This is a genomic window from Brevundimonas sp. NPDC055311 (genome assembly GCF_053645695.1).
The window spans coordinates 271068-291872 of the sequence record NZ_JBSHMV010000001.1 but is presented as its reverse complement, the minus strand read 5'-3'; the positions used below and the strand labels follow the sequence as shown (position 1 = coordinate 291872).

Sequence of the window (20805 nt, the reverse complement as noted above, 5' to 3'; positions counted from 1 at the left end):
CGGGCCATGCCCGATCCGAGGTTCTTCCAGACCCTGTCGTCCCTGACGGTCGCCGCCCTCGCCGAGCACATCGGCGGGGAGGCGGTTCGGGGCGGCGAGGTCGTCATCTCGGCCGTCGCGCCCCTGTCCAGTGCGGACCGGGGCGCGATTGCGTTTCTGGGCGACCGCAAGTTCGCCGCCGCCCTGGCGCAGACGAAAGCGGGATGCGTGATCGTGCCGCCGTCGGCGCTCGATGCGGCGCCGGCTGACGCCGCCGTCATCGTATCAAACGAGGCTCAGGCCGCCTGGGCGCGGGCGTCGGCCCTGCTGCACCGGCCGATCCGTCTTGATCGCGCCATCACCGCCGCCGAGGCCGCTGAGGACGACACCGTGGTGGTCGAGCCTGGCGTCATCCTGGGCGAGGGCGTCCGCATCGGACGCGGCAGCCGCATCGGCGCCAACACCGTCATCGGGCCCGGCGTCCAGATCGGCCGCGACTGCCTGATCAGCTCCGGCGTCACCGTGGGCTTCGCCCTGCTGGGCGACCGGGTGAAGCTGTTGGCTGGCGCGCGGATCGGCGAGGCGGGGTTCGGCGCCGCCGGATCGAAGGCCGGACCGGTGGACATCCCCCAGCTCGGCCGCGTCATCCTGCAGGACGGGGTGACGGTCGGGGCCAACTCCTGCATCGACCGAGGCGCCTATGACGACACCGTCATCGGCGAGAACACCAAGATCGATAATCTGGTCATGATCGGCCACAACTGCGTTATCGGCCGCAACAACCTGATGGCGGCGCACACCGGCATCTCGGGTTCGGTGACCAGCGGCGACAACTGCATCTTCGGCGGCCGGGCGGGCGTGGGCGACCACATCACCATCGGCGAGGGCGCGCGCGTCGCGGCCGGAGGCGGCGTTCTGGCCGACATTCCGCCGGGCGAGACCTGGTCCGGCTATCCCGCCAAGCCCATCCGCCAGTTCTTGCGCGAGACGGTCTGGCTGTCCAAACAGGCGTCCCAGAAGAAGGGCGCGAAGGAATCGAAAGAATGAGCGAAGACAACAACATCGACTACGCCGAGGTGATGCGTCGCCTGCCGCACCGCTATCCCTTCCTGCTGGTCGATAAGGCGCAGGACTTCGTGGCGGCGACCTCGATCGTCGGCATCAAGAACGTCACCCACAACGAGCCCTTCTTCCCCGGCCACTTCCCGATCGACCCGGTCATGCCAGGCGTGCTGATCGTCGAGGCCATGGCCCAGACGGGCGCCCTGCTGATGTCCAAGTCGCTGGACGTCGCTGTGGCCGACAAGGTCATCATGTTCATGTCGATCGACGGCGTGCGCTTCCGCAAGCCCGCGCGCCCGGGCGACCAACTGCGCATGGAGGTCAAGGTCATCAAGGCGCGCGGCGACGCCTACAAGTTCCGCGGCGAGACCTTCATCGACGGCAAGCTGGCGGCCGAGGCCGAATTCATGGCCATGGTCGTGACCGTGGCGGAGCCCGCCCAGTGACCATCCACCCGACCGCCGTCGTCGACGCCTCGGCGACCGTGGCGGACGGGGTCGAGATCGGCCCGTTCTGCACCGTGGGGCCGGGCGTTGCGCTGGCCTCCGGCGTGCGTCTGGTCAGCCATGTGGTGATCCAACAGGATGTGAGCGTCGGCGCGAACACCACGATCCATCCCTTCGCCGTCATCGGCGGCGATCCGCAACACGGCGGCTACAGGGGCGAGCTGGTGCGGCTGGAGATCGGCGAGAACAACCTGATCCGCGAGCACTGCACCTTCAACCGGGGCACGCCGCAGGGATCGGGCGTCACCCGCGTCGGCTCGAACAACCTGTTCATGACCGGCGCCCACGTCGGCCACGACTGCGTGGTCGGCGACAGCGTCACCATGGCCAACAACGCCACGCTGGGCGGACATGTCCATGTCGGCGACAGGGTGTTTCTGGGCGGCCTGTGCGCCGTGCACCAGAACGGCCGGGTGGGGCAGGGCGCCATCGTCGGCGGGCTGGCCGCCGTGACGCGCGACGTGATTCCCTACGGCTCGGTCTGGGGCAATCACGCCAGCCTGCACGGCCTCAATCTGATCGGCTTGAAGCGCAAGGGCTACGGCAAGGATGCGGTTCGCCGCCTGCTGGCCGCCTATCGCGACCTGTTCGAGGGCGACGGCGTCTTCGCCGAGCGTCTGGACCGGGTCGAACAGGCCTATGCCGACCTGCCGGAGATCATGGAGATCACCGGCTTCATCCATGAAGGCGGCAAGCGCCCGCTGTGCCTGCCGGGCGCTGAATGACGACCGCGCCCAAGCTGGCCCTGATTGCGGGGTCGGGCGATCTGCCCATCCGCGTCGCCCAGCGCTGCGAGGCCGAGGGGCGCGAGGTATTCATCATCCGTCTGAAGGGCTTCGCCGACGCCCACCTGCATCGCTGGCCGGGACAGGACTTCGGCATGGCCGAGATCGGTAAGATCGTGAAGGCCATGCGCGCCGAGGGCTGCCGCGCGGTCTGTCTGGCGGGCTACGTCAATCGGCCGGACTTCAAGACGCTGAAGCCCGATCTGAAGGGCGCATCCCTGCTGCCCGGCATCATCGCGGCGGCGTCGAAGGGCGACGACGCCCTGTTGCGCAAGATCCTTTCGGTGTTCGAGGACGAAGGCTTCGCCGTCGAAGGTGCGGACGACATTCTGGGCGGCGAGATGCTGACTGCGGGCGCGCTGGGCCGCGTGGCGCCGACGGCGGAGCAACTGGCGGACCTTAAGAAGGCGCTGCACGTCGCTGAAAAATCAGGTGAACTGGACATTGGTCAGGGCGCGGTCGTCTGCGACGGACTGGTGCTGGCGGTCGAGGCGCAGGAAGGCACGGACGAGATGCTGCGGCGCGTGGCTGGCCTGCCTGCCGACCTGCGCGGCTCGCCCGGCTTTGCGCGCGGCGCTCTGGGCAAGGCCCCCAAGCCGATTCAGGATCTGCGCGTCGACATGCCCGTTATCGGACCGACAACGGTCGAACTGGCCGCCGCTGCGGGCCTGGCCGGGATCGGCGGGTTCGAGGGACGGCTGATCGTCATCGACCACGAAGGTCTGGTCGAGGCGGCCGACCGTCTGGGCCTGTTCGTCTGGGGAGTCGAGAGATGAGCCGTCCGTTGAAGGTCATGCTGGTGGCGGCCGAGGCGTCGGGCGATGCGCTGGGCGCCGGGCTGGCCCGGTCGCTTAAGGCGCGGCTGGGCAAGGACGTGGTCTTCGTGGGCGTCGGCGGCCCCAAGATGGCGGCCGAGGGAGTCGCCAGCCCTTTCGACATCGCCGAACTGTCGATCCTGGGCTGGATCGAGGGGCTGAAGGCCTATGGCCGGGTCAAGAAGCGGGTGGCCGAGACGGCGGCCCTGGCGGCGGCGGAGAAGCCGGACGCCGTGGTGTTGATCGACAGCTGGGGCTTCACCATCCGCGTGGCCCAGGCGATCCGCGCGGCCTCGCCGAAGACGCCGCTGATCAAATACGTCGGACCGCAGGTCTGGGCCTCGCGGCCGGGCCGCGCCAAGACGCTGGCGGGGGCGGTGGATCATCTGCTGGCCCTCTATGCGCTGGATGCGCCGTGGTTCGAGAAGGCGGGCCTGCCGACGACGGTTGTGGGTTCGCAGGCGCTGCACGTCGATATGGCGGGGGCCGACGGCGCCCGCTTCCGCGCGGCGCGAGGCATTGCGGCGGATGCGCCGCTGCTGCTGGTCCTGCCGGGCAGCCGCCCTAGCGAGATCACGCGCATGACGCCTGTCTATGAGCAGGCGGTGAAGCAGTTGAAGGCGCAGATTCCGGGGCTGGAGGTCGCGGTCGTCGCGGCAGGCACTGTCGCCGCCGATGTGGCGGGCCGGGTCGCCGCCTGGCCGTTCCGCGCCCATGTGGTGCAGGAGGCCGACAAGTACGACGCGATGAAGGCCGCAAACGCCGCCCTGGCCACCAGCGGCACGGTTTCGACCGAACTGGCGCTGGCGGGGGCGCCGATGGTCATCGCCTATAAGATCGACGGGCTGAGCTACGTCCTGATGAAGCGACTGGTGACGGCCAAGCACATCACCCTGTTCAACATCGCCGCCGACGAGGCCATCGCGCCGGAGTTCATCCAGCACGAAGCGACGCCGCAGGCCCTGGCCAAGGCGGTGGGGCGGCTGCTGACCGATCCCGAGGCGGCGGCCGATCAGGCGCGTCGTCAGACCGGGGCGCTGGACCTGATGGGACGCGGCGGGCCGGACCCGTCGGAACTGGCGGCGGACGCCGTGCTGCGGGTGATTGCGGCGAAGGCGGGGTAGGCACCCCTACTTCCGTTCATCCCGGCGGAGGCCGGGACCCAGTGCTTTGGCTAAGTGCGCAACAGTGGCCGTCCCAAGCTCGGTTCACTAAAAACTGCGCGCGTGGTTCTTACTGGATCCCGGCGTCCGCCGGGATGAGCGGGTTAGAAGGACTTAGGCCAGCAAGGCCCGCGTCGCGGCTTCCACGTCCGCCTGGCGCATCAGGCTTTCGCCGACCAGCAGGGCGCGGGCGCCGGCGTCGGATACGCGCGCTACGTCCTGGGGTGTGAACAGGCCGCTTTCGGCGACCAGCAGCGCGCCGTCGGGGCTCAGCGCCGCCAGTTGCTCCGTCGTCGCCAGATCGACCTCGAAGGTCCGCAGCGAGCGGTTGTTGACGCCGATCAGGGCGTCGTCGCGGCCTTGAACCAGCTTGGCGGCGCGGGCCATCTCGTCCGCGTCGTGCGTCTCGATCAGGGCGTCCATGCCCCAGCGGGTCGCCTCGGCCAGCAGGTCTGCGGCCAGGGCGTCGTCCACCATGTCCATGATGATCAGAATGCAGTCAGCGCCCAGCGCCCGGCTCTCGGCCACCTGCCACGCATCGACCAGGAAGTCCTTGCGCAGGCAGGGCAGGGCGACGGACGCACGCGCGGCGCTCAGGTAGGCGTCATCGCCCTGAAAGCTGGGGCCGTCGGTCAGCACCGACAGGCAGGACGCGCCGCCGCGCTCATAGGCCTGGGCCAGAACAGGCGGGTCGAAGTCGGCGCGGATCAGGCCCTTGGACGGGCTGGCCTTCTTGATCTCGGCGATCAGGGCCGGGCGGCCGGTTTCGACGAAACGGCTGGCCAGGGCGGCGCGGAAGCCGCGCGGGGCCGTGGCCTCCTTCGCGCGCGCCTCGATCGCGTCCTGCGAGACAGCGACCTTGCGGGCGGCGACATCCTCGCGCTTGTAGGCGGCGATGCGGTCCAGAACGTCGCTCATCAGGCGTCCTCGTCTTCGATCGGCGCGTGGGAGACGCGCACCAGTTCAGCCAAGGCGGCGGCGGCGCGACCGTCGTCGATGACGGCGGCGGCGATCTCGGCGCCCGATTTCAGGTCTTCGGCCCGCCCGGCCACCACCAGGGCGGCGGCGGCGTTCAGCAGAACGATGTCGCGGTAAGGGCCGCGCTCGCCCGCCAGCAGGGCGGTCAGGGCCGCCGCATTATGCTCGGCGTCGCCGCCGCGCAGATCGTCCAGCGTCGCCAGCGGCAGTCCGGCGTCGGCGGGCGTGACGGTGAAGCGGCGCACGGCGCCGTCCTTCCATTCGGCTACATCGGTCGGACCTGTGGTGGTCAGTTCGTCCAGACCCTGACCGTTGACGGTCCAGGCGCGCCGGGCGCCCAGTCGGCCCAGAACCTCGGCCAGCGGCTCCAGCAGGGCAGGGTCATAGACGCCCATGACCTGATGCGTCGCGCCCGCCGGATTGCACAGCGGTCCCAAGAGGTTGAACACGGTGCGGAAGCCGATTTCGCCGCGCACCGGCCCGACGTGGCGCATGGCGCCGTGATAGGTCGGCGCGAACAGGAAGGCGATGCCCGCCTGGTCCAGCGCGCGCGCCTGCTGGGCAGGCGTGGCGTCCAGATTGACGCCCAGCGCAGCCAGAACGTCGGACGAGCCGGACTTGGAGCTGATGGCGCGATTGCCGTGCTTGGCGACCTTCAGCCCCGCGCCCGCCAGGACGAAGGCGGCGGCCGTCGAGACGTTGTAGGTGTGCTGGCCGTCGCCGCCGGTGCCGCAGGTGTCGATCACCTGATCGAACGGGTGGTTCAGCGACAGGGCGGCCTCGCGCATGGCGCTGGCGAAGGCGACGATCTCGTCCACCGTCTCGCCCCGGATGCGCAGGGCGGTGACGGCGGCGGCGACCTGTGACGGGGTCGGCTCGCCGCGCAGGCAGGCGGCGAAGAAGCTCTTGGCCTCATCCAGGTTCAGCACCTGTCCGTCGACCAGCTTGGCCAGCAGGGGCTTGATGCTGTCCATCAGACGTTCGCCAATCTCTTGACGCCCGCCAGATCGAGGAAGTTGGCGATCATCTCGTGGCCGTGCTGGGTGGCGATGGATTCCGGGTGGAACTGGACGCCGTGGATCGGGCGCGTGCGGTGCGACAGGCCCATGATCTCGCCGTCCTCGGTCCAGGCGGTGACCTCCAGCGCGTCGGGCAGGGTCTCGCGACGCACGGCCAGCGAATGATAGCGCGTCGCCGTGAAGGGCGAGGGCAGGCCGCCGAACACGCCGCGCCCTTCATGCAGGATGGGCGAGGTCTTGCCGTGCATCAGGGTCTTGGCGCGCACCACCTCGCCGCCGAAGGCCTGGCCGATCGACTGGTGGCCGAGGCAGACGCCGAGGATAGGCATGGTCTCGGCGGCGGTCTCGATCAGCGACAGGCAGATGCCCGCCTGATCAGGGGCGCAGGGGCCGGGGGACAGCAGAACGGCCTCGGGCTGCAAGGCCCAGGCTTCCTCGACCGTCAGGTCGTCGTTGCGGACGACGTGCGTCTGCGCGCCCAGCTCTGCGAGGTAGTGGACGAGGTTGTAGGTGAAGCTGTCGTAGTTATCGACGACGAGGATCATGGCGAGGGCTTCTTGAAGACGGGGAGGCAGGGCGGCCCAAGCATGGAAGGCAAGCGGGCCGATTGAAAGCGGACGTTAAGCTGTCCGGGCGATAGAGGGGCATCGCCATCGGAAGAAATCCGTCTTGACCCCTGTAGAATGCATCCGTGACGCCCGCGCCCTGTTGAACGAGGCGCCGAGCGAACAACCCAAGCCGCTGCGCCTGCTGGCGGCGGCCGCCTTCGCCGCGACGACGGCGGTTCTTTTGGCCGGGACCATGGTCGTGGGCCCAGGCATATCATTTGACCAGGCTGCCATGTTTTCCAATCCCTAGCCGTCGGAACCCTGGCCGCGCGTGGTCGCGGTGAATCGCCAGGCTTCGCCGGCCGCCTTCATCGGCGCGCGGGCCTTGGCCAGGGTTTCAGCGTATTCGGCCGCAGGGTCGCTGTCGGCGACGACGCCGGCGCCCGCCTGAACGAAGATCTGGCCTTTCGCGAACATGGCGGTGCGCAGGACGATGCAGATGTCCGCCTCGCCATTGGCCGAGATGTAGCCGACGCCGCCGCCGTAGCCGACGCCTCGCTTTTCGGTCTCAAGCTCGTCGATGACCTCCATCGCACGCACCTTGGGCGCGCCCGACAGGGTGCCGGCGGGCAGGGCGGCCAGAAGCGTGTCCACCGCGTCCAGCTTGGGATCGGCCGAGCCGTTGACGTTGGAGACGATGTGCATGACCTGGCTGTAGCGCTCGACCACAAAGCTTTCCGTGACCTCGACCGATCCGGGCGTCGAGACGCGGCCCACGTCGTTGCGGCCCAGGTCCAGCAGCATCAGATGCTCGGCCCGTTCCTTGGGGTCGGCCAGAAGTTCGACCTCCAGCGCCTTGTCCTGGTCGGGCGTGGCGCCGCGCGGACGGGTGCCCGCCAGAGGGCGGATGGTGACGCGCCCGTCCTTCAGCCGGACCAGGATTTCCGGGCTGGAGCCCGCCAGTTGGAAATCCACATAGTCGAGGAAGAACAGATAGGGCGACGGATTGCCGCGACGCAGCGACCGATAGAAGGCGAACGGATCCTGGCCCCACGGCGCCGAGAAGCGGTGCGCCAGCACGACCTGGAAGATGTCGCCCGCGGCGATGTAGTCCTTGGCCCGCGCCACCATGCGGCCGAAGGCGGCCTCATCGACGGGGGAGTGGAAGTCGGGCGCGGGAACCGGCTCGACCTCGCGCTGGATCGGCAGGGGGCCGCGCAGGCGGTCCTCGAAGTCCTCCAGTCGGGCCTCGGCGGCGGCATGGGCTTGGCTCGGATCGGCCGCCGTGTCGGGATAGGCGGCGGAGATCAGGACGATCTCGTGCTTCACCGAATCGAAGATGGCGACCAGGGCCGGACGCGCCATGACGGCGTCGGACAGGTCCAGAGGGTCGGGGTTGGCCGGACCCAGCGGCTCCAGCAGACGCACCATGTCATAGCCGAAGACGCCGAACAGACCGGCGGCCATCGGGGGCAGGTCGGCGGGCAACTCGAACTTCGTCGCCGCGATCAGGGCGCGCAGGGACTCCAGCGCGGGCCGGTCTTCCGGGGTGAAGACGTCGGCCAGGACGTCGGCGCCGCGCGCAATCTCGGCCTTGCCGTCGCGACAGCGCCAGACCACGTCCGGCGACAGGGTGACGAAGGAATAGCGGCCGTTGACGGCCCCGCCTTCGACCGACTCGAACAGGCTGGCGTAGCGCCGCCCGTGCCCGACCTTCAGGAAGGCCGAGACGGGGGTCTCCAGATCATCGACCAGGCGGCGGACCAGAACCTGAGGGCGGCCCGCCGACAGACCGGCGATGAAGGCGTCGCGTTCTTGAAGCATCACTTCTTGGCGGGAGCAGGCGCCGTAGCCGGAGCCGCCGCGACCGGAGCCTCGACGCCCAGAGCTTGCAGGGCGGCGGCCGGGTCGTTGCGCGACTTGGTGCGTGCAGCGGCGGCGGCGATGGTGCGGTCGGCCAGGGTGTTGGCCAGCTCTTCGGTCAGACGCGGGCGAGCTTGCTCGGCCAGCGGCGCGGCCAGGGCCGGATCGGCGGCGTGGATGGCGTCGACGCGGCCGACCACGAAGGCGGTCTGCGACTGGGCGTCGGAGAAGACCTGACCCTTGCTCTGGCCGAACAGGCCGCGCAGCACGCCGTCGCCGACCTGGGCTTGCGACTCGCGGCTCTGCTGCACGCCGGTGCGGACGGTCAGTTGGGCGCCGGCCTCGGCGGCCACCTTGGCGATGTCCTCGCCGGCGCGGACGCGGCCGGCCAGTTGTTCGGCCTTGGCCGACAGCAGGCGGGCGTTTTCACGCAGGGTCCACTGCTGACCCAGCGGGCCGCGCACTTCTTCCAGCGTGGGCAGAGCCGAGGGGCGGATGTCGTCGAGGCGGACGGCGAAATACTGACCGTCTCCGGCGTCGATGACGTCGCTCTCGCCGCCCTTGGACAGGGCGTAGGCGCTTTCCAGAACCTGACGCGGGGCGTTCATCGGCTGGCCGTCGGGCAGTTGGCCCTGCTGGGTGAAGGGCGGCAGCTGGATGACGCGGGCCTTGGCGGCCGCGGCGGCGTCGGCCAGGTTCTTGCCTTCCTGACGCGCCTTTTCGAATTGCTCGACCTTGGCGTAGGTCGCAGCCTTGACGGCTTCGGCTTGCAGCTCCTGGGTCAGGGCGGGGCGGGCGCTTTCCAGCGTCACGGCCTGACCGGCCTGGATGGCGGCCAGCTTGGCGACGGTGAAGCCCAGGCGGCCCTGGATCGGTGCCGAGACCTGGTCGACAGCCAGGCCGAACACGGCGGCGCCGACCGCGGGGTCGCCAACGGCGGCCTGCGGCGTGGCCTTGTAGTCGCCCAGCTGGATGTTGTTGGCCTTGGCGACCTCGGCCGGGTTCTTGCCGGCGCGCAGGTCGGCGGCGATCTTGTCGGCGGCTTCCTTGGTCGGAACCGTCAGGGTGACGAAGGTGCGCTTTTCCGGGTCGGCCAGGGCGGCCTTGCGGAACTCATAACGCTCGTTGATCTGCTCTTCGGTGACGGTCGGGCGCGGATCGTTCGGGCCAGGCGTGAACAGGACCAGGGAGATCATGCGGAACTCGGGGCTGCGCAGGCGCGCCTCATTCTCCTTCATGAAGGCGGTCAGCTGGGCGTCGGTCGGCGCACCCGCGCGGCCGGCCATGTCCTGTGTCACCGAGAACCAGCGGCCGTCGCGGGTTTCCAGCGCCTGACCCGCCAGCAGGGCGGCGTAGACGCGCGGGGCCTGCAGGCCGGCGAAGACGGCCGAGCCGACGTGCGAGGTGATATACTGGTCGCGCAGATCCTGCTCGAGCATTTCCGAGGTCAGGTTCTGCTGGGCCAGGGCCTGAACGTAGAGGTCCTGGTCGAATTGGCCCGTGATCTGGTTGAAGAAGGCCGGAATCTTGCGGATCTCGGCCAGCACCAGCTCCTTGCCTGGACGGATGCCCGCCTTATAGGCCCAGTCCAGGAAGCCAAGACGCTGGGTCTGGCTGTCGAGATACTGCTGATGCAGGTTCTCCTTGACCATGTCGTCATAGCTGACGGGGCGGCCGGCCTGCTCCTGCAGATTTGCGCGCACGCGCTCGAAGTCGGCGCGGAACTGGTTGGAATCGACGCTGCGGTCGCCTGCGCTGATGATATGGCGCGGCCCCAGGTTGGCGAAGATGTCGGATTGCGCGCCAACGATCAGGAAGCTGAGGATGATCAGGGCGAACAGGCCGGCGGCCCATTTCGACTTGGCGAAGTTGCGGAAGAGCGTGATCATCTAAGAAGAACCTGACGAGGGCCGGCGTCGAAAGGGCGCCAAGGGTCGCGTATAGGGGGTGCGGGGCCGCCGCCGCAAGTGAGGCTTGACGACATCTTGGCTTCCGCGACCGTCGCCACTAGACAGGCCGCATGAAACAATCTGTGAAGCTGGTCGCCGGCAACTGGAAAATGAACGGCCTGGGCGCGAGCCTGGCCGAGGCTGAAACCCTCGAAAAGGCGCTGAAGGAACAGGCTGCGGCCTGCCGCGTGGCCCTGTGCCCGCCCGCCACCCTGATCGATCGGATGGCCCAGACGCTGAAGGGCGGCGTCGTCGAAATCGGCGGGCAGGACTGCCACGCCGAGGCGTCGGGCGCCTATACCGGGTCGGTCTCGGCCGGGATGGTCCGCGATGCGGGCGCCGGCCTGGTGATTCTCGGCCACTCCGAGCGTCGCGCCGGATTCGGGGAGACCGACGCCGACGTCGCCGCCAAGGTCGAGGCCGCCCTGGCTGCCGGGCTGGAGCCGATCATCTGCATCGGCGAGACGCTTCAGGAACGCGAAGCCGGACAGGCGGTCGAGGTCGTCAGCCGTCAGGTCGCCGGTTCGCTGCCGGCCTCGCTGGCGGGCAAGGCTTTCGCCGTGGCCTATGAACCCGTCTGGGCCATCGGCACCGGCCTGACGCCGACGCTGGAGCAGATCGAAGAGGTCCACGCCGCCGTGCGCGCGGCCATGATCGCCAGGCTGGGGGAGGGCGGCCGCGCCGCGCCGATCCTGTACGGCGGCTCGGTCAAGCCGTCGAACGCGGCCGAGATCCTGGCCGTGGCCGAGGTCGGCGGCGCCCTGGTCGGCGGCGCCTCGCTGAAGGCCGAAGACTTCCTGGGCATCATCCGCGCGGTTTGACCGCCTGACAGTTTGCTCGAAACCCGCAACGGTGTTAGAGGCCGCCGCTTGATCGGCGCGTTTCTGCGCCCACATGAATGACGCCATGCTCCAGACCATTCTGCTCGTCGCGATGATCATCATCTCGGTCGCCTTGTCGGCCGTGATCCTGCTGCAACGTTCCGAGGGCGGCGCCCTGGGCATGGGCGGCGGTCCTTCGGGATTCATGACGGCGCGCGGCGCGGGCAATCTGCTGACCCGCACCACGTCATTCCTGGCGGTGGCCTTCTTCGTCTGCGCCATCGGTCTGACGATCGCGGGTAACTATGCGCGCGGGTCGCGGTCGGTGATCGACGCCGACGCCGTCGGCTCGATCGCGCTGGACCAGCCGCAAGAAACGGCTCCGGCCGCTCCGGAAGCCGCACCGGCGACCCCGGCCGCTCCGGCCGCGCCGTCGCTGGACGATCTGGAAGCCAGCCTGCCGGCCGGTCAGGGCGCGCCCGCCCAGTAAGGGCGTCGTCGCCATCGAGTTTGGGGAAGCGCGCCGCGAGGCGCGCTTTCTTCTTTTGATCAACAGTTGGATTCGTTCAGGGCCTCTCCGCTCCGGACGAATCATGGAGTAAGGTGTCCGCCCATGGCTCGCTATGTGTTCATCACCGGCGGCGTGGTTTCCTCTCTTGGAAAAGGCCTCGCTTCCGCCGCTCTCGGCGCTCTTCTGCAGGCGCGCGGCTACAAGGTCCGCCTGCGCAAGCTGGACCCTTATCTCAACGTCGATCCGGGCACGATGAGCCCCTATCAGCACGGCGAGGTCTTCGTGACCGACGACGGCGCCGAGACGGACCTTGACCTGGGCCACTACGAGCGTTTCACCGGCGTCTCGGCGGCCAAGTCGGACAACATCACGACCGGCCGCATCTATCAGACGATCATCGAGAAGGAGCGCCGCGGCGACTATCTGGGCGCGACCGTCCAGGTGATCCCGCACGTCACCGACCAGATCAAGCAATTCTGCCTCAACCCGGCCAAGACCGATGCGGGCGAGGACGTGGACTTCGTCCTGGTCGAAATCGGCGGCACCGTCGGCGACATCGAGGGCCTGCCCTTCTTCGAGGCGATCCGCCAGCTGGAGCAGGACCTGCCGCGGGGGCAGTCGTGCTTCGTTCATCTGACCCTGCTGCCCTTCATCAAGACCGCCGGCGAGATGAAGACCAAGCCGACGCAGCACTCGGTCAAGGAGCTGCGCTCCATCGGCATCCAGCCCGATATCCTGCTGTGCCGGTGCGAGGCGCCGATCCCGGCCGACGAGAAGCGCAAGATCGCCCAGTTCTGCAACGTCCGCCCCGACAGCGTCATTCAGGCGATGGACTCGGCCGACATCTACGCCGTGCCGCTGGATTATCACCGCGAGGGTCTGGACACCCAGGTGCTGGCCCACTTCGGCCTGGATGATGCGCCGGCGCCGGAGCTGTCCGGCTGGAACGAGATCGTGCGCCGCCGCCTGCATCCGGACGGCGAGGTCACCATCGCCGTGGTCGGCAAATACACGGTTCTGAAGGACGCCTATAAGTCGTTGATCGAGGCGCTGCAGCACGGCGGCGTCGCCAACAACGCCAAGGTCAACATCGACTGGGTCGAGGCCGACACCTTCGAAGGCGACCCGCAGGCCTGCGCCGAACGTCTGGAAGGCGCCCACGCCATCCTCGTGCCCGGCGGCTTCGGCGAGCGTGGGGCCGAGGGCAAGATCGAGGCGGCGCGCTACGCCCGCGAGCGCAAGATTCCCTATTTCGGCATCTGCTTCGGCATGCAGATGGCGGTGATCGAGGCGGCGCGAAACCTGGCGGGCTTCCCCAAGGCGACCTCGACCGAGTTCGGCCCGGCAGATGAACCCGTTGTCGGCCTGATGACCGAATGGGTCCAGGGCAATGAGCGCGTCAAGCGCGAGCATGGCGGCGACCTGGGCGGCACCATGCGTCTGGGCGCCTACGCCTCGACCCTGGCTCCGGGCTCCAGGATCGCCGAGATCTACGGTCAGACCGACATCAACGAACGCCACCGACACCGCTATGAGGTGAACATCAACTACCGCGAGGCGGTGGAGCAGAAGGGCGGGCTGTTCTTCGCCGGCATGTCGCCGGACGGCGTCCTGCCGGAAACGGTCGAGCGCCGGGACCACCCCTGGTTCATCGGCGTCCAGTACCACCCGGAATACCGCAGCCGCCCCTTCGCCCCGCATCCGCTGTTCGCCAGCTTCATCGCGGCGGCCCTGGTGCAGAGCCGGCTGGTCTGATCACGAATCCTTGTTGGGGCGTTCGCCTAACCGTGTGTCATCATGTTGTTAACCTTTGGGCAACGCAGATGGCAGGCGAGATTCTCTACTTTCTGCACCGGCATTTCCGCTTGGTGTTTCTGGTCGGCGCGACGGTCGGCGTGATGACGCTTGGCCTGATCTTTCGCAGCCTTCTGCGCCTGCTGTTCAGCGCTTAGACCTTCAGGGGAGCGGCAGGACGAACTGACTGGGCGTCAAGCCGGAGCGAGAGAAGGCGGCCGCCCGCACCGCGCCGTTGAAGTAGTTGACCCGATTGAACCGACATCCGATCGAGGACGCTCCGGGGCCCTGTGGCTTGAAGGCCAGCGGCGCCTCGCCTTCCAGTCGGCCGTTGACGTAGCTGCGGTAGGTCGCGCCGTCGAAGGTTTGGGCGACGTGAGCCCAGGCGCCGACGGGGTGCAATTTGTCCGGGAAGATCAAGGTGTGATTGTAGCCGGGCCCCTTAGTGAAGGCGTCCAGGCACCATTGCTCGCCGAAGACCCTGATTTCAAACAGAAAGCGGGTGCCGGGCCATTCGGGGCCGGCGTCAGGAGGCGGGGTTTCCTGAAGGTGGAACCAGCGCTGTTCATGCGCCCCGCCGTCGGGGCGAAACAGGGCTTCGAAGGTGAAGCGCGACGCTCCGGCCAGGGGATGGTTCTCGATGAAAAGAGCGTCGTCGACGCCGTCGAAGGACGCCGCCTGACCCCAGGGCGAATCTGTCAGGCGGGGGCCGCCCTCCGCCTTGACGGCGTGTCCGCCGATCTCGTCCAGCCGGTCGAAGGTCCAAAGATCAGCAGGCGAGCGGAGCGTCGCGCGACCCGGAGAGGAGGCGCACGCCCCCGTGGTCAGGGCCAGACCGCCCATCAGCGTCAGACGACGGGTCGGCAAGAGGGGCGCGCGCATTTCGGAACTCCTATGACACCGGTGGCCATTCTGTTCGCTCTACCGGACCGGAAGAGCGTGGATGCGATCCTGGCGGCCGCATCGGCGCGGTCAAGATCGATTCGGCTGTGATGGGCGACACAGAGGTCGTCTGCAGGAGCGCTCGCGCGGAAACGGGTTTACTGAAACCGCTCAGGCGGCGGCGGAAGCGACCGCCTCAGCGTTGGTGACCCGGTTGCGACCCGTCCGCTTGGAGGCGTAGAGGGCCTCGTCGGCGCGCTCCAGGAACTGGGACGCCGCCTCGCCGGAGCGGCGCAGCGCGAAGCCGACGGAAATGGTCACGGCGCCCAGGTCGTCGTTGGTCGAACGGCGGCGTAGGCTGCGTGAAGCGATTTCTTCGCGGGCGGCGTTCAGCGCGGCCTCGACCGCACCCGCCGTCTCGCGCGGGAAGATGACGGCGAATTCTTCACCGCCATAGCGGGCGGCGATGCGCGGCGCCCGCGCGATGCGGCCCAGGACGCTGGCCACATAGCGCAGCACCTGATCGCCGGTCTGATGGCCCCAGGTGTCGTTGAACCGTTTGAAGTGGTCGATGTCGATCAGGGCCAGTCCGATCGGGGTCGCGTCGCTCTCGGCCTCGTCGCACATGCGCTGCAGTTGTTCGTCGAACGCCTTGCGGTTGGCCAGGTTGGTCAGAGCGTCGGTCATGGCGTCGCGACGGACCTGCTCCAGGTGGTCGCGCAGCTTGACGACCTCGCGATTGGAAGATTCCAGACGACGTTCCAGCGCCGAAGTATGACGACGGATTCGCCGCGTGGCGTCGCTGAGCGAGGAGACGATGACGCCCAGGCTGTCGGTGTCGGGCGCCGAGGCCATGCGGTCGGCCGCCTGGGCCAGGGTGTCGCCATAGTCGGCCTGGCTCTCGCGCGCCTTGTCGATGGCTGCGGCCACCGCCGCCAGTTCGCGGTTCAGGACGACGCCGGCGTCACGAATCTCTTCCGAGAGGCGGCTACGCGGCAGGAACTCGGCCGCCAGCATCTCGGCCGTGGTGTCGGTGAACGGCGCGCCGCTGGACAGCAGGCGCGCCATTTCCTGGCTCAGCGGGCTGTCAGGCGCGCTGAGGTAGTGCAGCCAGAGTTCGAAATTCAACGGCGTCGGCCAGACCGCAGCCGCCTGCATGGCGTCCACCGCCCGGCGCGCCAGGGCATAGGCTTCCGGACTGCGGACCGTGGTGTCGACCTGAGTGGCCATGCCTTGAGCGCCCCTGGGAAGTTCAGGCCGGAACGTTAGCCCGGCCTTCCGTAACGCAGGGTTAAACTAGGAACTGGCCGTCAGTCAGCAAAAACGACCGGTCGTCGCAGGAAGGCCGGCACGTCGTCACCAAAGGCGCTGCCGCGAACAGTCTCGGCGGGTTTGGAGACAGTCTGGGCGGCGGGCGCGCGATCTTCGGATTTCTTGCGGCTGCGCGAACGGCGCGGCGCTTCGTCGGCTTGCGGCGTCGACGTCTCGGGCGCAGCGGGGATCTCGCTGACCTCGACGGTCTCGACCGGCGCGGCCTCGAGCGATTTGCGCGAGCGGCTGCGTTCGCTGCGCTCGCCGCGCCCACGGCCGCGGCTGGAGCGGCTGTCGTCGCGCGGGCGGTCCTTGATCGAGGCGAAGTCGATGTCGTCCAGCGGCAGTTCGACCGGCTCCTTCTTGATCAGCTTCAGCACCTTGTCCAACGACTTGTCGTCAGCGGGCGTCACGATCATGAAGGCCTCGCCCAGGCGTCCGGCGCGCCCGGTGCGGCCGATGCGGTGGACATAGTCGTCGGCGTGGTGCGGAACGTCATAGTTGAAGACGTGGCTGACGGCCGGGATGTCCAGGCCGCGCGCGGCGACGTCGGACGCGACCAGCAGCTTCAGCTCGCCGCTGCGGAAGTCGGACAGGGTCTTCATCCGCAACGACTGGTCCAGGTCGCCGTGGATCGGCGCGGCGTTGAAGCCGTGGACCTGCAGCGACTTGGCGACGATGTCGACTTCCGACTTGCGGTTGCAGAAGACGATGCCGTTCTGGACCTCGCCGCGCTCGACCAGGGCGCGCAGGGCGGTGCGCTTGGCCTTGGGGTCCGAGGTCGGCAGGCGGGTGATATGCTGGGTGATGGTGTCGGCGGTCGTGGCCGGGCGCGCCACCTCGATCCGGGTCGGATCCTTGAGGAACTGCTGCGTCAGGCGCGTGATCTCCGGCGGCATGGTGGCCGAGAAGAACAGGGTCTGGCGGCGCGGCGGCGTCAGCTTGAAGATGCGCTCGATGTCCGGGATGAAGCCCATGTCCAGCATCCGGTCGGCTTCGTCGACCACCATCATCTCGACGCCGGTCAGCAGCATCTTGCCGCGATCGAACAGGTCCAGCAGACGGCCCGGCGTGGCGATCAGAACGTCCACGCCCTTGTTCAGGGCGGCGACCTGATCGCCCATGGAGACGCCGCCGATCAGCAGCACCCAGTTCAGGCGGGTGCCCTTGGCGTACTTGGCGAAGCTTTCCGCCACCTGGTCGGCCAGTTCGCGGGTCGGCGCCAGCACCACGGCGCGCGGCATCCGGGCGCGGGCGCGGCCCGAGGCCAGGCGATCGACCATGGGCAGGGTGAAGGCGGCCGTCTTGCCGGTGCCGGTCTGGGCGATGCCGAGGACGTCGCGTCCGGCCAGGGCCACCGGAATGGCTTGTTCCTGGATCGGCGTGGCGGTCGTGTAGCCGGTATCGGCGACCGCCTGAAGGGTCGTGGGCGAAAGGCCCAGCTTGGAGAATTCAGTCATGCAGTCCTGAAGGGACGGAGGATAGCGTTCGCAAACGCCTTCAGCTGACGGAACCGCCCCTCGTGGGCGAGCGGGCGGCGCGCATCGCCAGTCCTGTTCCGAGCCTGCGGCCGTATATGGAAGGCCCTACGCCTCAGTCAAGTATTTCTGTTCGGAACAGCCCGCTTGGCGCCAGCGTTTCGGCCTGTATGGTCCCGCGTCGGGACTGGGAGAGGGACGCCGAATGCGCGTAGCCGTATGGATCGCGGTGATGCTGGCTGCGCCGACAAGCGCCTGGGCGTCCGGCGGGCGCGAGGCGGACGCCATGAGCGCGGCGTTCGGCAATACCGTCGTTTCCTACTATGCCGACGGGAACTGGGTGAAACACTGGTTCGACCGCGACGGCGCCTATAGCGCCCTGTTTTCAGATGGGCGCCGCCTGACCGCCCGCTGGGCGCGCGAGGGCGACAAGGTGTGTCTGAACGGGATTCGTCCGCGCATGATTCTGTCACGCTTCTGCACGCCCCTGGTCGACGCTTCGGTGGGCGAGAGCTGGCCCGGACGCGACCCTCTGGGACGCCGCGTCCGCAACGAGCTGATTGCAGGGCGGTAAGAAAAAACGCCCCCGTTCGTGAGAACGAGGGCGCTTCGTCTTATTCGGCTTCCGCAGCCTTCTTGGCGGGAGCCTTCTTTGCAGCTGGTTTCTTGGCCGCAGGCTCCTTCTTCGCCGCGGGCTTTTTCGCAGCGGCCTTCTTGGCGGGCGCCTTCTTCTTCGGCGCGGCGCCGGCCTTGGCGGCCAGCAAGGGCAGGGCGGCCTCCATCGTCATGTCTTCGGGCGCCGTGCCCTTCGGCAGGGTGGCGTTGATCTTGCCCGACTTGACGTAGGGGCCGTAGCGCCCGGCCATGACCTGAACGGCCTCGCCCGTTTCCGGGTGGGCGCCCAGCTCCTTCAGCGGCGCGGCGGCCGAGGCGCGGCCTGCACGACCCGCACGCTTTTCGGCCAGCAGGGCGACCGCGCGGTTCAGGCCGACGTCGAACACCTCCTCGATGTCCGCGACGTTGGCATAGGTGCCCGCGTGCGCCACGAACGGACCGTAGCGGCCCAGGCTGGCGGTGATCATCTTGCCGTCTTCGGGGTGCGGACCCACGTCGCGCGGCAGGCTGAGCAGGCGCAGCGCCTTCTCCAGGTCGATCGAGGCCGGGGACCAGCCCTTGGGCAGGGACGAGCGCTTGGGCTTGTCCGCATCCGGCGGCGTGGTTTCGACATAGGGGCCGAAGCGGCCGATCTTCAGGTGCACGGGCTGGCCGGTCGCCGGATCGACGCCCAGTTCGCGATCGCCGCTCTCCGCGCCGCCGTCGGCCGCGTCAGGCGAGGCCACCGGGCGGGTGTATTTGCACTCCGGATAGCGCGAGCAGCCGATGAAGGCGCCGAAGCGGCTGGTCTTCAGGCTCAACTGCCCCTGATGGCACAGGGGGCATTCGCGCGGGTCGGAGCCATCGCCCTTGTCGGGGAAGATGTGCGGGCCCAGCGCCTCGTTCAGGTGGTCCAGGATGGCCGTGGTGCGCAGTTCGCCTGCGGCCTGGGTCGCGGCGTGGAAGTCCTGCCAGAAGCGGCGCAGCAGGGTCTTCCAGTCCAGATCGCCCGCCGACACCTCGTCCAACTGGGTCTCCAGCGCGGCGGTGAAGTCGTACTCGACCCATTTGGCGAAGAACTGCTCGAGGAAGGCCGTGACCAGCCGTCCCTTGTCCTCGGGGAAGAAGCGGTTCTTGTCCATGCGGACGTATTCGCGGTCGCGCAGGGTCGTCAGGATGGAGGCGTAGGTCGACGGGCGGCCGATGCCCAGTTCTTCCAGCTTCTTGACCAGGGTGGCTTCAGAGAAGCGCGGCGGCGGCTCGGTGAAGTGCTGATCGGTGCGGATGGCCTCGACCTTGGCCTTGGCGCCTTCCTTCAGCGAAGGCAGGCGGCCGCCCTCGTCGTCCTCGTCCTCGGCGCCCTTTTGCTTGTCGTCGCGGCCTTCTTCATAGGCGGCGATGAAGCCGTCGAAGACCACGACCTGGCCGGTGGCGCGAAGGCCCGTCTGGCCGTCGGGCGTCTCGATCTCGACCGTGGTGCGGTCCAGACGCGCCGATTCCATCTGCGAGGCGATCATCCGCTTCCAGATCAGTTCGTACAGACGCTGCAGATCGCTATCGAGCCGCAGGGTGTCGGGGCTGCGCAGGATGTTGGTCGGACGAATGGCCTCGTGCGCTTCCTGCGCGTTCTTGGCCTTGGTCTTGTAGTAGCGCGGCTCGGCCGGGACATAGGCGGGGCCGAAACGCTGGCCGATGGCCTCGCGCGCCTGAGCGATGCCCTCGGGCGTCACATAGACGCCGTCGGTACGCATGTAGGTGATCAGGCCGCCGGTATCGTCGACGCCCTCATACAGCTTCTGCGCCGCCTGCATGGTGCGCTGGGCGGTGAAACCTAGTTTGCGCGCGGCTTCCTGTTGCAGGGTCGAGGTGGTGAAGGGCGGGGCGGGGGACCGCTTGGCCGGCTTCTTCTCGACCGATTTGATGGTGAAGTCGCCGCTGTGGACGGCTTCGCGCGCCGCCATGGCCATGGCTTCGGACACGATGTCCAGACGCTGGACGCGCTTGCCTTCGTGCTTGACCAGGCGGGCGGTGAAGGGCGGGCTGTCGGCGATCAGATCGGCCTCGATCGACCAGTATTCCTGAGCCTTGAACCGCTCGATCTCCATCTCGCGATCGACGACAATGCGCAGGGCGACCGACTGGACACGCCCGGCCGAGCGTGCGCCCGGCAGCTTGCGCCACAGCACCGGCGACAGGTTGAAGCCCACCAGATAGTCCAGCGCCCGGCGCGCCAGATAGGCGTCCACCAGCTCCATATCCAGCTGGCGCGGGTTGGCCATGGCCTCCAGCACCGCCGATTTGGTGATGGCGTTGAAGGTGACGCGCTGGACGTCTTTGTCCTTCAGCGCCTTCTTCTTGTTCAGGATTTCCAGAACGTGCCAGCTGATCGCCTCGCCCTCACGGTCGGGGTCGGTGGCCAGGATGACGCGGTCGGAGGCCTTGGCGGCCTCGGCGATCTCGGACAGGCGCTTGGAGGCCTTGGCGTCGACCTCCCAGTGCATCGCGAAGTCATCGTCAGGCAGGACGGAACCGTCCTTGGACGGCAAGTCGCGGACGTGGCCGTAGGAAGCCAGAACCTTATAGTCCGAGCCCAGGTACTTATTGATGGTCTTGGCCTTGGCGGGGCTCTCGACGATGACGAGATTCATGGCGCTCTATCGGGGAAAACGGGGCGCGAACGTGGTTGCGGCGGGCGCGGAAGTCAATCGGCGCGTTGAAGATGGGCAACCATTCCGGGTAACGTGAGT

20 protein-coding genes are annotated in these 20805 nt (G+C 68.3%); 11 read left to right on the top strand and 9 right to left on the bottom strand.

Annotated features, from left to right (window positions below; translation table 11 throughout):
• Positions 1–6 precede the first annotated feature (6 nt).
• From lpxD to lpxB, 5 genes are read left to right on the top strand one after another with little or no spacing between them, the layout of a single operon-like run.
• Positions 7–1026, top strand: a complete 1020-nt coding sequence (lpxD, locus tag ACWIDZ_RS01390) for a UDP-3-O-(3-hydroxymyristoyl)glucosamine N-acyltransferase (protein WP_453988524.1) — start codon at positions 7–9, stop codon at positions 1024–1026.
• On the top strand, positions 1023–1487 hold the full coding sequence (gene fabZ, locus ACWIDZ_RS01385) for a 3-hydroxyacyl-ACP dehydratase FabZ (RefSeq protein ID WP_046653574.1): 465 nt from the start codon (positions 1023–1025) through the stop codon (positions 1485–1487). Before lpxD ends, fabZ begins: the two co-directional genes overlap by 4 nt.
• Positions 1484–2272 carry an acyl-ACP--UDP-N-acetylglucosamine O-acyltransferase gene (lpxA, locus tag ACWIDZ_RS01380; protein ID WP_453988525.1) on the top strand — a complete coding sequence of 263 codons (789 nt, stop codon included), beginning with the start codon at positions 1484–1486 and terminating at the stop codon, positions 2270–2272. Before fabZ ends, lpxA begins: the two co-directional genes overlap by 4 nt.
• Positions 2269–3108: a UDP-2,3-diacylglucosamine diphosphatase gene (lpxI, locus tag ACWIDZ_RS01375; protein ID WP_453988526.1), complete on the top strand. Its 840-nt coding sequence runs from the start codon at positions 2269–2271 to the stop codon at positions 3106–3108. The genes lpxA and lpxI overlap by 4 nt, the downstream gene beginning before the upstream one ends.
• Positions 3105–4271 (top strand): lipid-A-disaccharide synthase, encoded by a 1167-nt coding sequence (gene lpxB, locus ACWIDZ_RS01370; RefSeq protein ID WP_453988527.1) that lies wholly within the window; start codon positions 3105–3107, stop codon positions 4269–4271. Before lpxI ends, lpxB begins: the two co-directional genes overlap by 4 nt.
• A gap of 153 nt (positions 4272–4424) precedes the next feature.
• Here lpxB and trpC read toward each other — a convergent pair whose 3' ends face one another.
• The 3 genes from trpC to ACWIDZ_RS01355 are packed head-to-tail and all read right to left on the bottom strand — an operon-like array spanning position 4425 to position 6852.
• Positions 4425–5228: an indole-3-glycerol phosphate synthase TrpC gene (trpC, locus tag ACWIDZ_RS01365; protein ID WP_453988529.1), complete on the bottom strand. Its 804-nt coding sequence runs from the start codon at positions 5226–5228 to the stop codon at positions 4425–4427.
• Positions 5228–6265, bottom strand: coding sequence for an anthranilate phosphoribosyltransferase (gene trpD / locus ACWIDZ_RS01360; protein ID WP_453988724.1), 1038 nt, complete (start codon positions 6263–6265; stop codon positions 5228–5230). The genes trpC and trpD overlap by 1 nt, the downstream gene beginning before the upstream one ends.
• Positions 6262–6852, bottom strand: coding sequence for an anthranilate synthase component II (locus tag ACWIDZ_RS01355; protein ID WP_343829598.1), 591 nt, complete (start codon positions 6850–6852; stop codon positions 6262–6264). Before ACWIDZ_RS01355 ends, trpD begins: the two co-directional genes overlap by 4 nt.
• A 124-nt stretch (positions 6853–6976) precedes the next feature.
• On the opposite strand from ACWIDZ_RS01355, the gene ACWIDZ_RS01350 reads away from it, so the two are divergent.
• Entirely contained in the window at positions 6977–7165 is a 189-nt protein-coding gene (locus tag ACWIDZ_RS01350; protein ID WP_453988530.1) for a hypothetical protein, read from the top strand.
• Here the strand turns inward: ACWIDZ_RS01350 and trpE are convergent.
• On the bottom strand, positions 7162–8679 hold the full coding sequence (gene trpE / locus ACWIDZ_RS01345) for an anthranilate synthase component I (protein WP_343829600.1): 1518 nt from the start codon (positions 8677–8679) through the stop codon (positions 7162–7164). The two genes, ACWIDZ_RS01350 and trpE, sit on opposite strands and share 4 nt — an antisense overlap.
• Positions 8679–10607, bottom strand: a complete 1929-nt coding sequence (locus tag ACWIDZ_RS01340) for a peptidylprolyl isomerase (protein ID WP_453988531.1) — start codon at positions 10605–10607, stop codon at positions 8679–8681. Before ACWIDZ_RS01340 ends, trpE begins: the two co-directional genes overlap by 1 nt.
• Positions 10608–10738: 131 nt before the next feature.
• Here ACWIDZ_RS01340 and tpiA point away from each other — a divergent pair, with 131 nt between their 5' ends.
• From tpiA to ACWIDZ_RS01320, 4 genes are all read left to right on the top strand, one after another.
• Positions 10739–11488 carry a triose-phosphate isomerase gene (gene tpiA / locus ACWIDZ_RS01335; RefSeq protein ID WP_453988532.1) on the top strand — a complete coding sequence of 250 codons (750 nt, stop codon included), beginning with the start codon at positions 10739–10741 and terminating at the stop codon, positions 11486–11488.
• Positions 11489–11573: 85 nt separating this feature from the next.
• Complete coding sequence (gene secG / locus ACWIDZ_RS01330) at positions 11574–11978, top strand: preprotein translocase subunit SecG (protein WP_312218110.1); 405 nt, start codon at positions 11574–11576, stop codon at positions 11976–11978.
• A 123-nt stretch (positions 11979–12101) separates the two neighbouring features.
• A complete protein-coding gene (locus tag ACWIDZ_RS01325) occupies positions 12102–13754 on the top strand; it encodes a CTP synthase (RefSeq protein WP_312218109.1) in 1653 nt (550 codons plus the stop codon).
• 68 nt (positions 13755–13822) lie between these two features.
• Positions 13823–13951 carry a hypothetical protein gene (locus ACWIDZ_RS01320; protein WP_291774648.1) on the top strand — a complete coding sequence of 43 codons (129 nt, stop codon included), beginning with the start codon at positions 13823–13825 and terminating at the stop codon, positions 13949–13951.
• 4 nt (positions 13952–13955) lie between these two features.
• On the opposite strand, the gene ACWIDZ_RS01315 is transcribed toward ACWIDZ_RS01320, so the two are convergent.
• The 3 genes from ACWIDZ_RS01315 to ACWIDZ_RS01305 all read right to left on the bottom strand — a co-directional run bounded on the left by ACWIDZ_RS01315 (position 13956) and on the right by ACWIDZ_RS01305 (position 17446).
• Entirely contained in the window at positions 13956–14675 is a 720-nt protein-coding gene (locus tag ACWIDZ_RS01315; protein ID WP_453988533.1) for a LamG-like jellyroll fold domain-containing protein, read from the bottom strand.
• A 171-nt stretch (positions 14676–14846) separates the two neighbouring features.
• Positions 14847–15905: a diguanylate cyclase domain-containing protein gene (locus ACWIDZ_RS01310; RefSeq protein WP_453988534.1), complete on the bottom strand. Its 1059-nt coding sequence runs from the start codon at positions 15903–15905 to the stop codon at positions 14847–14849.
• An 80-nt stretch (positions 15906–15985) separates the two neighbouring features.
• Entirely contained in the window at positions 15986–17446 is a 1461-nt protein-coding gene (locus ACWIDZ_RS01305) for a DEAD/DEAH box helicase (protein ID WP_453988535.1), read from the bottom strand.
• A 223-nt stretch (positions 17447–17669) separates the two neighbouring features.
• Between ACWIDZ_RS01305 and ACWIDZ_RS01300 the strand changes: the two genes are divergently transcribed.
• Positions 17670–18038 carry a hypothetical protein gene (locus ACWIDZ_RS01300; RefSeq protein WP_291774660.1) on the top strand — a complete coding sequence of 123 codons (369 nt, stop codon included), beginning with the start codon at positions 17670–17672 and terminating at the stop codon, positions 18036–18038.
• Positions 18039–18078: 40 nt separating this feature from the next.
• Here ACWIDZ_RS01300 and topA read toward each other — a convergent pair whose 3' ends face one another.
• A complete protein-coding gene (topA, locus tag ACWIDZ_RS01295; RefSeq protein ID WP_453988536.1) occupies positions 18079–20706 on the bottom strand; it encodes a type I DNA topoisomerase in 2628 nt (875 codons plus the stop codon).
• Positions 20707–20805: the final 99 nt, after the last annotated feature.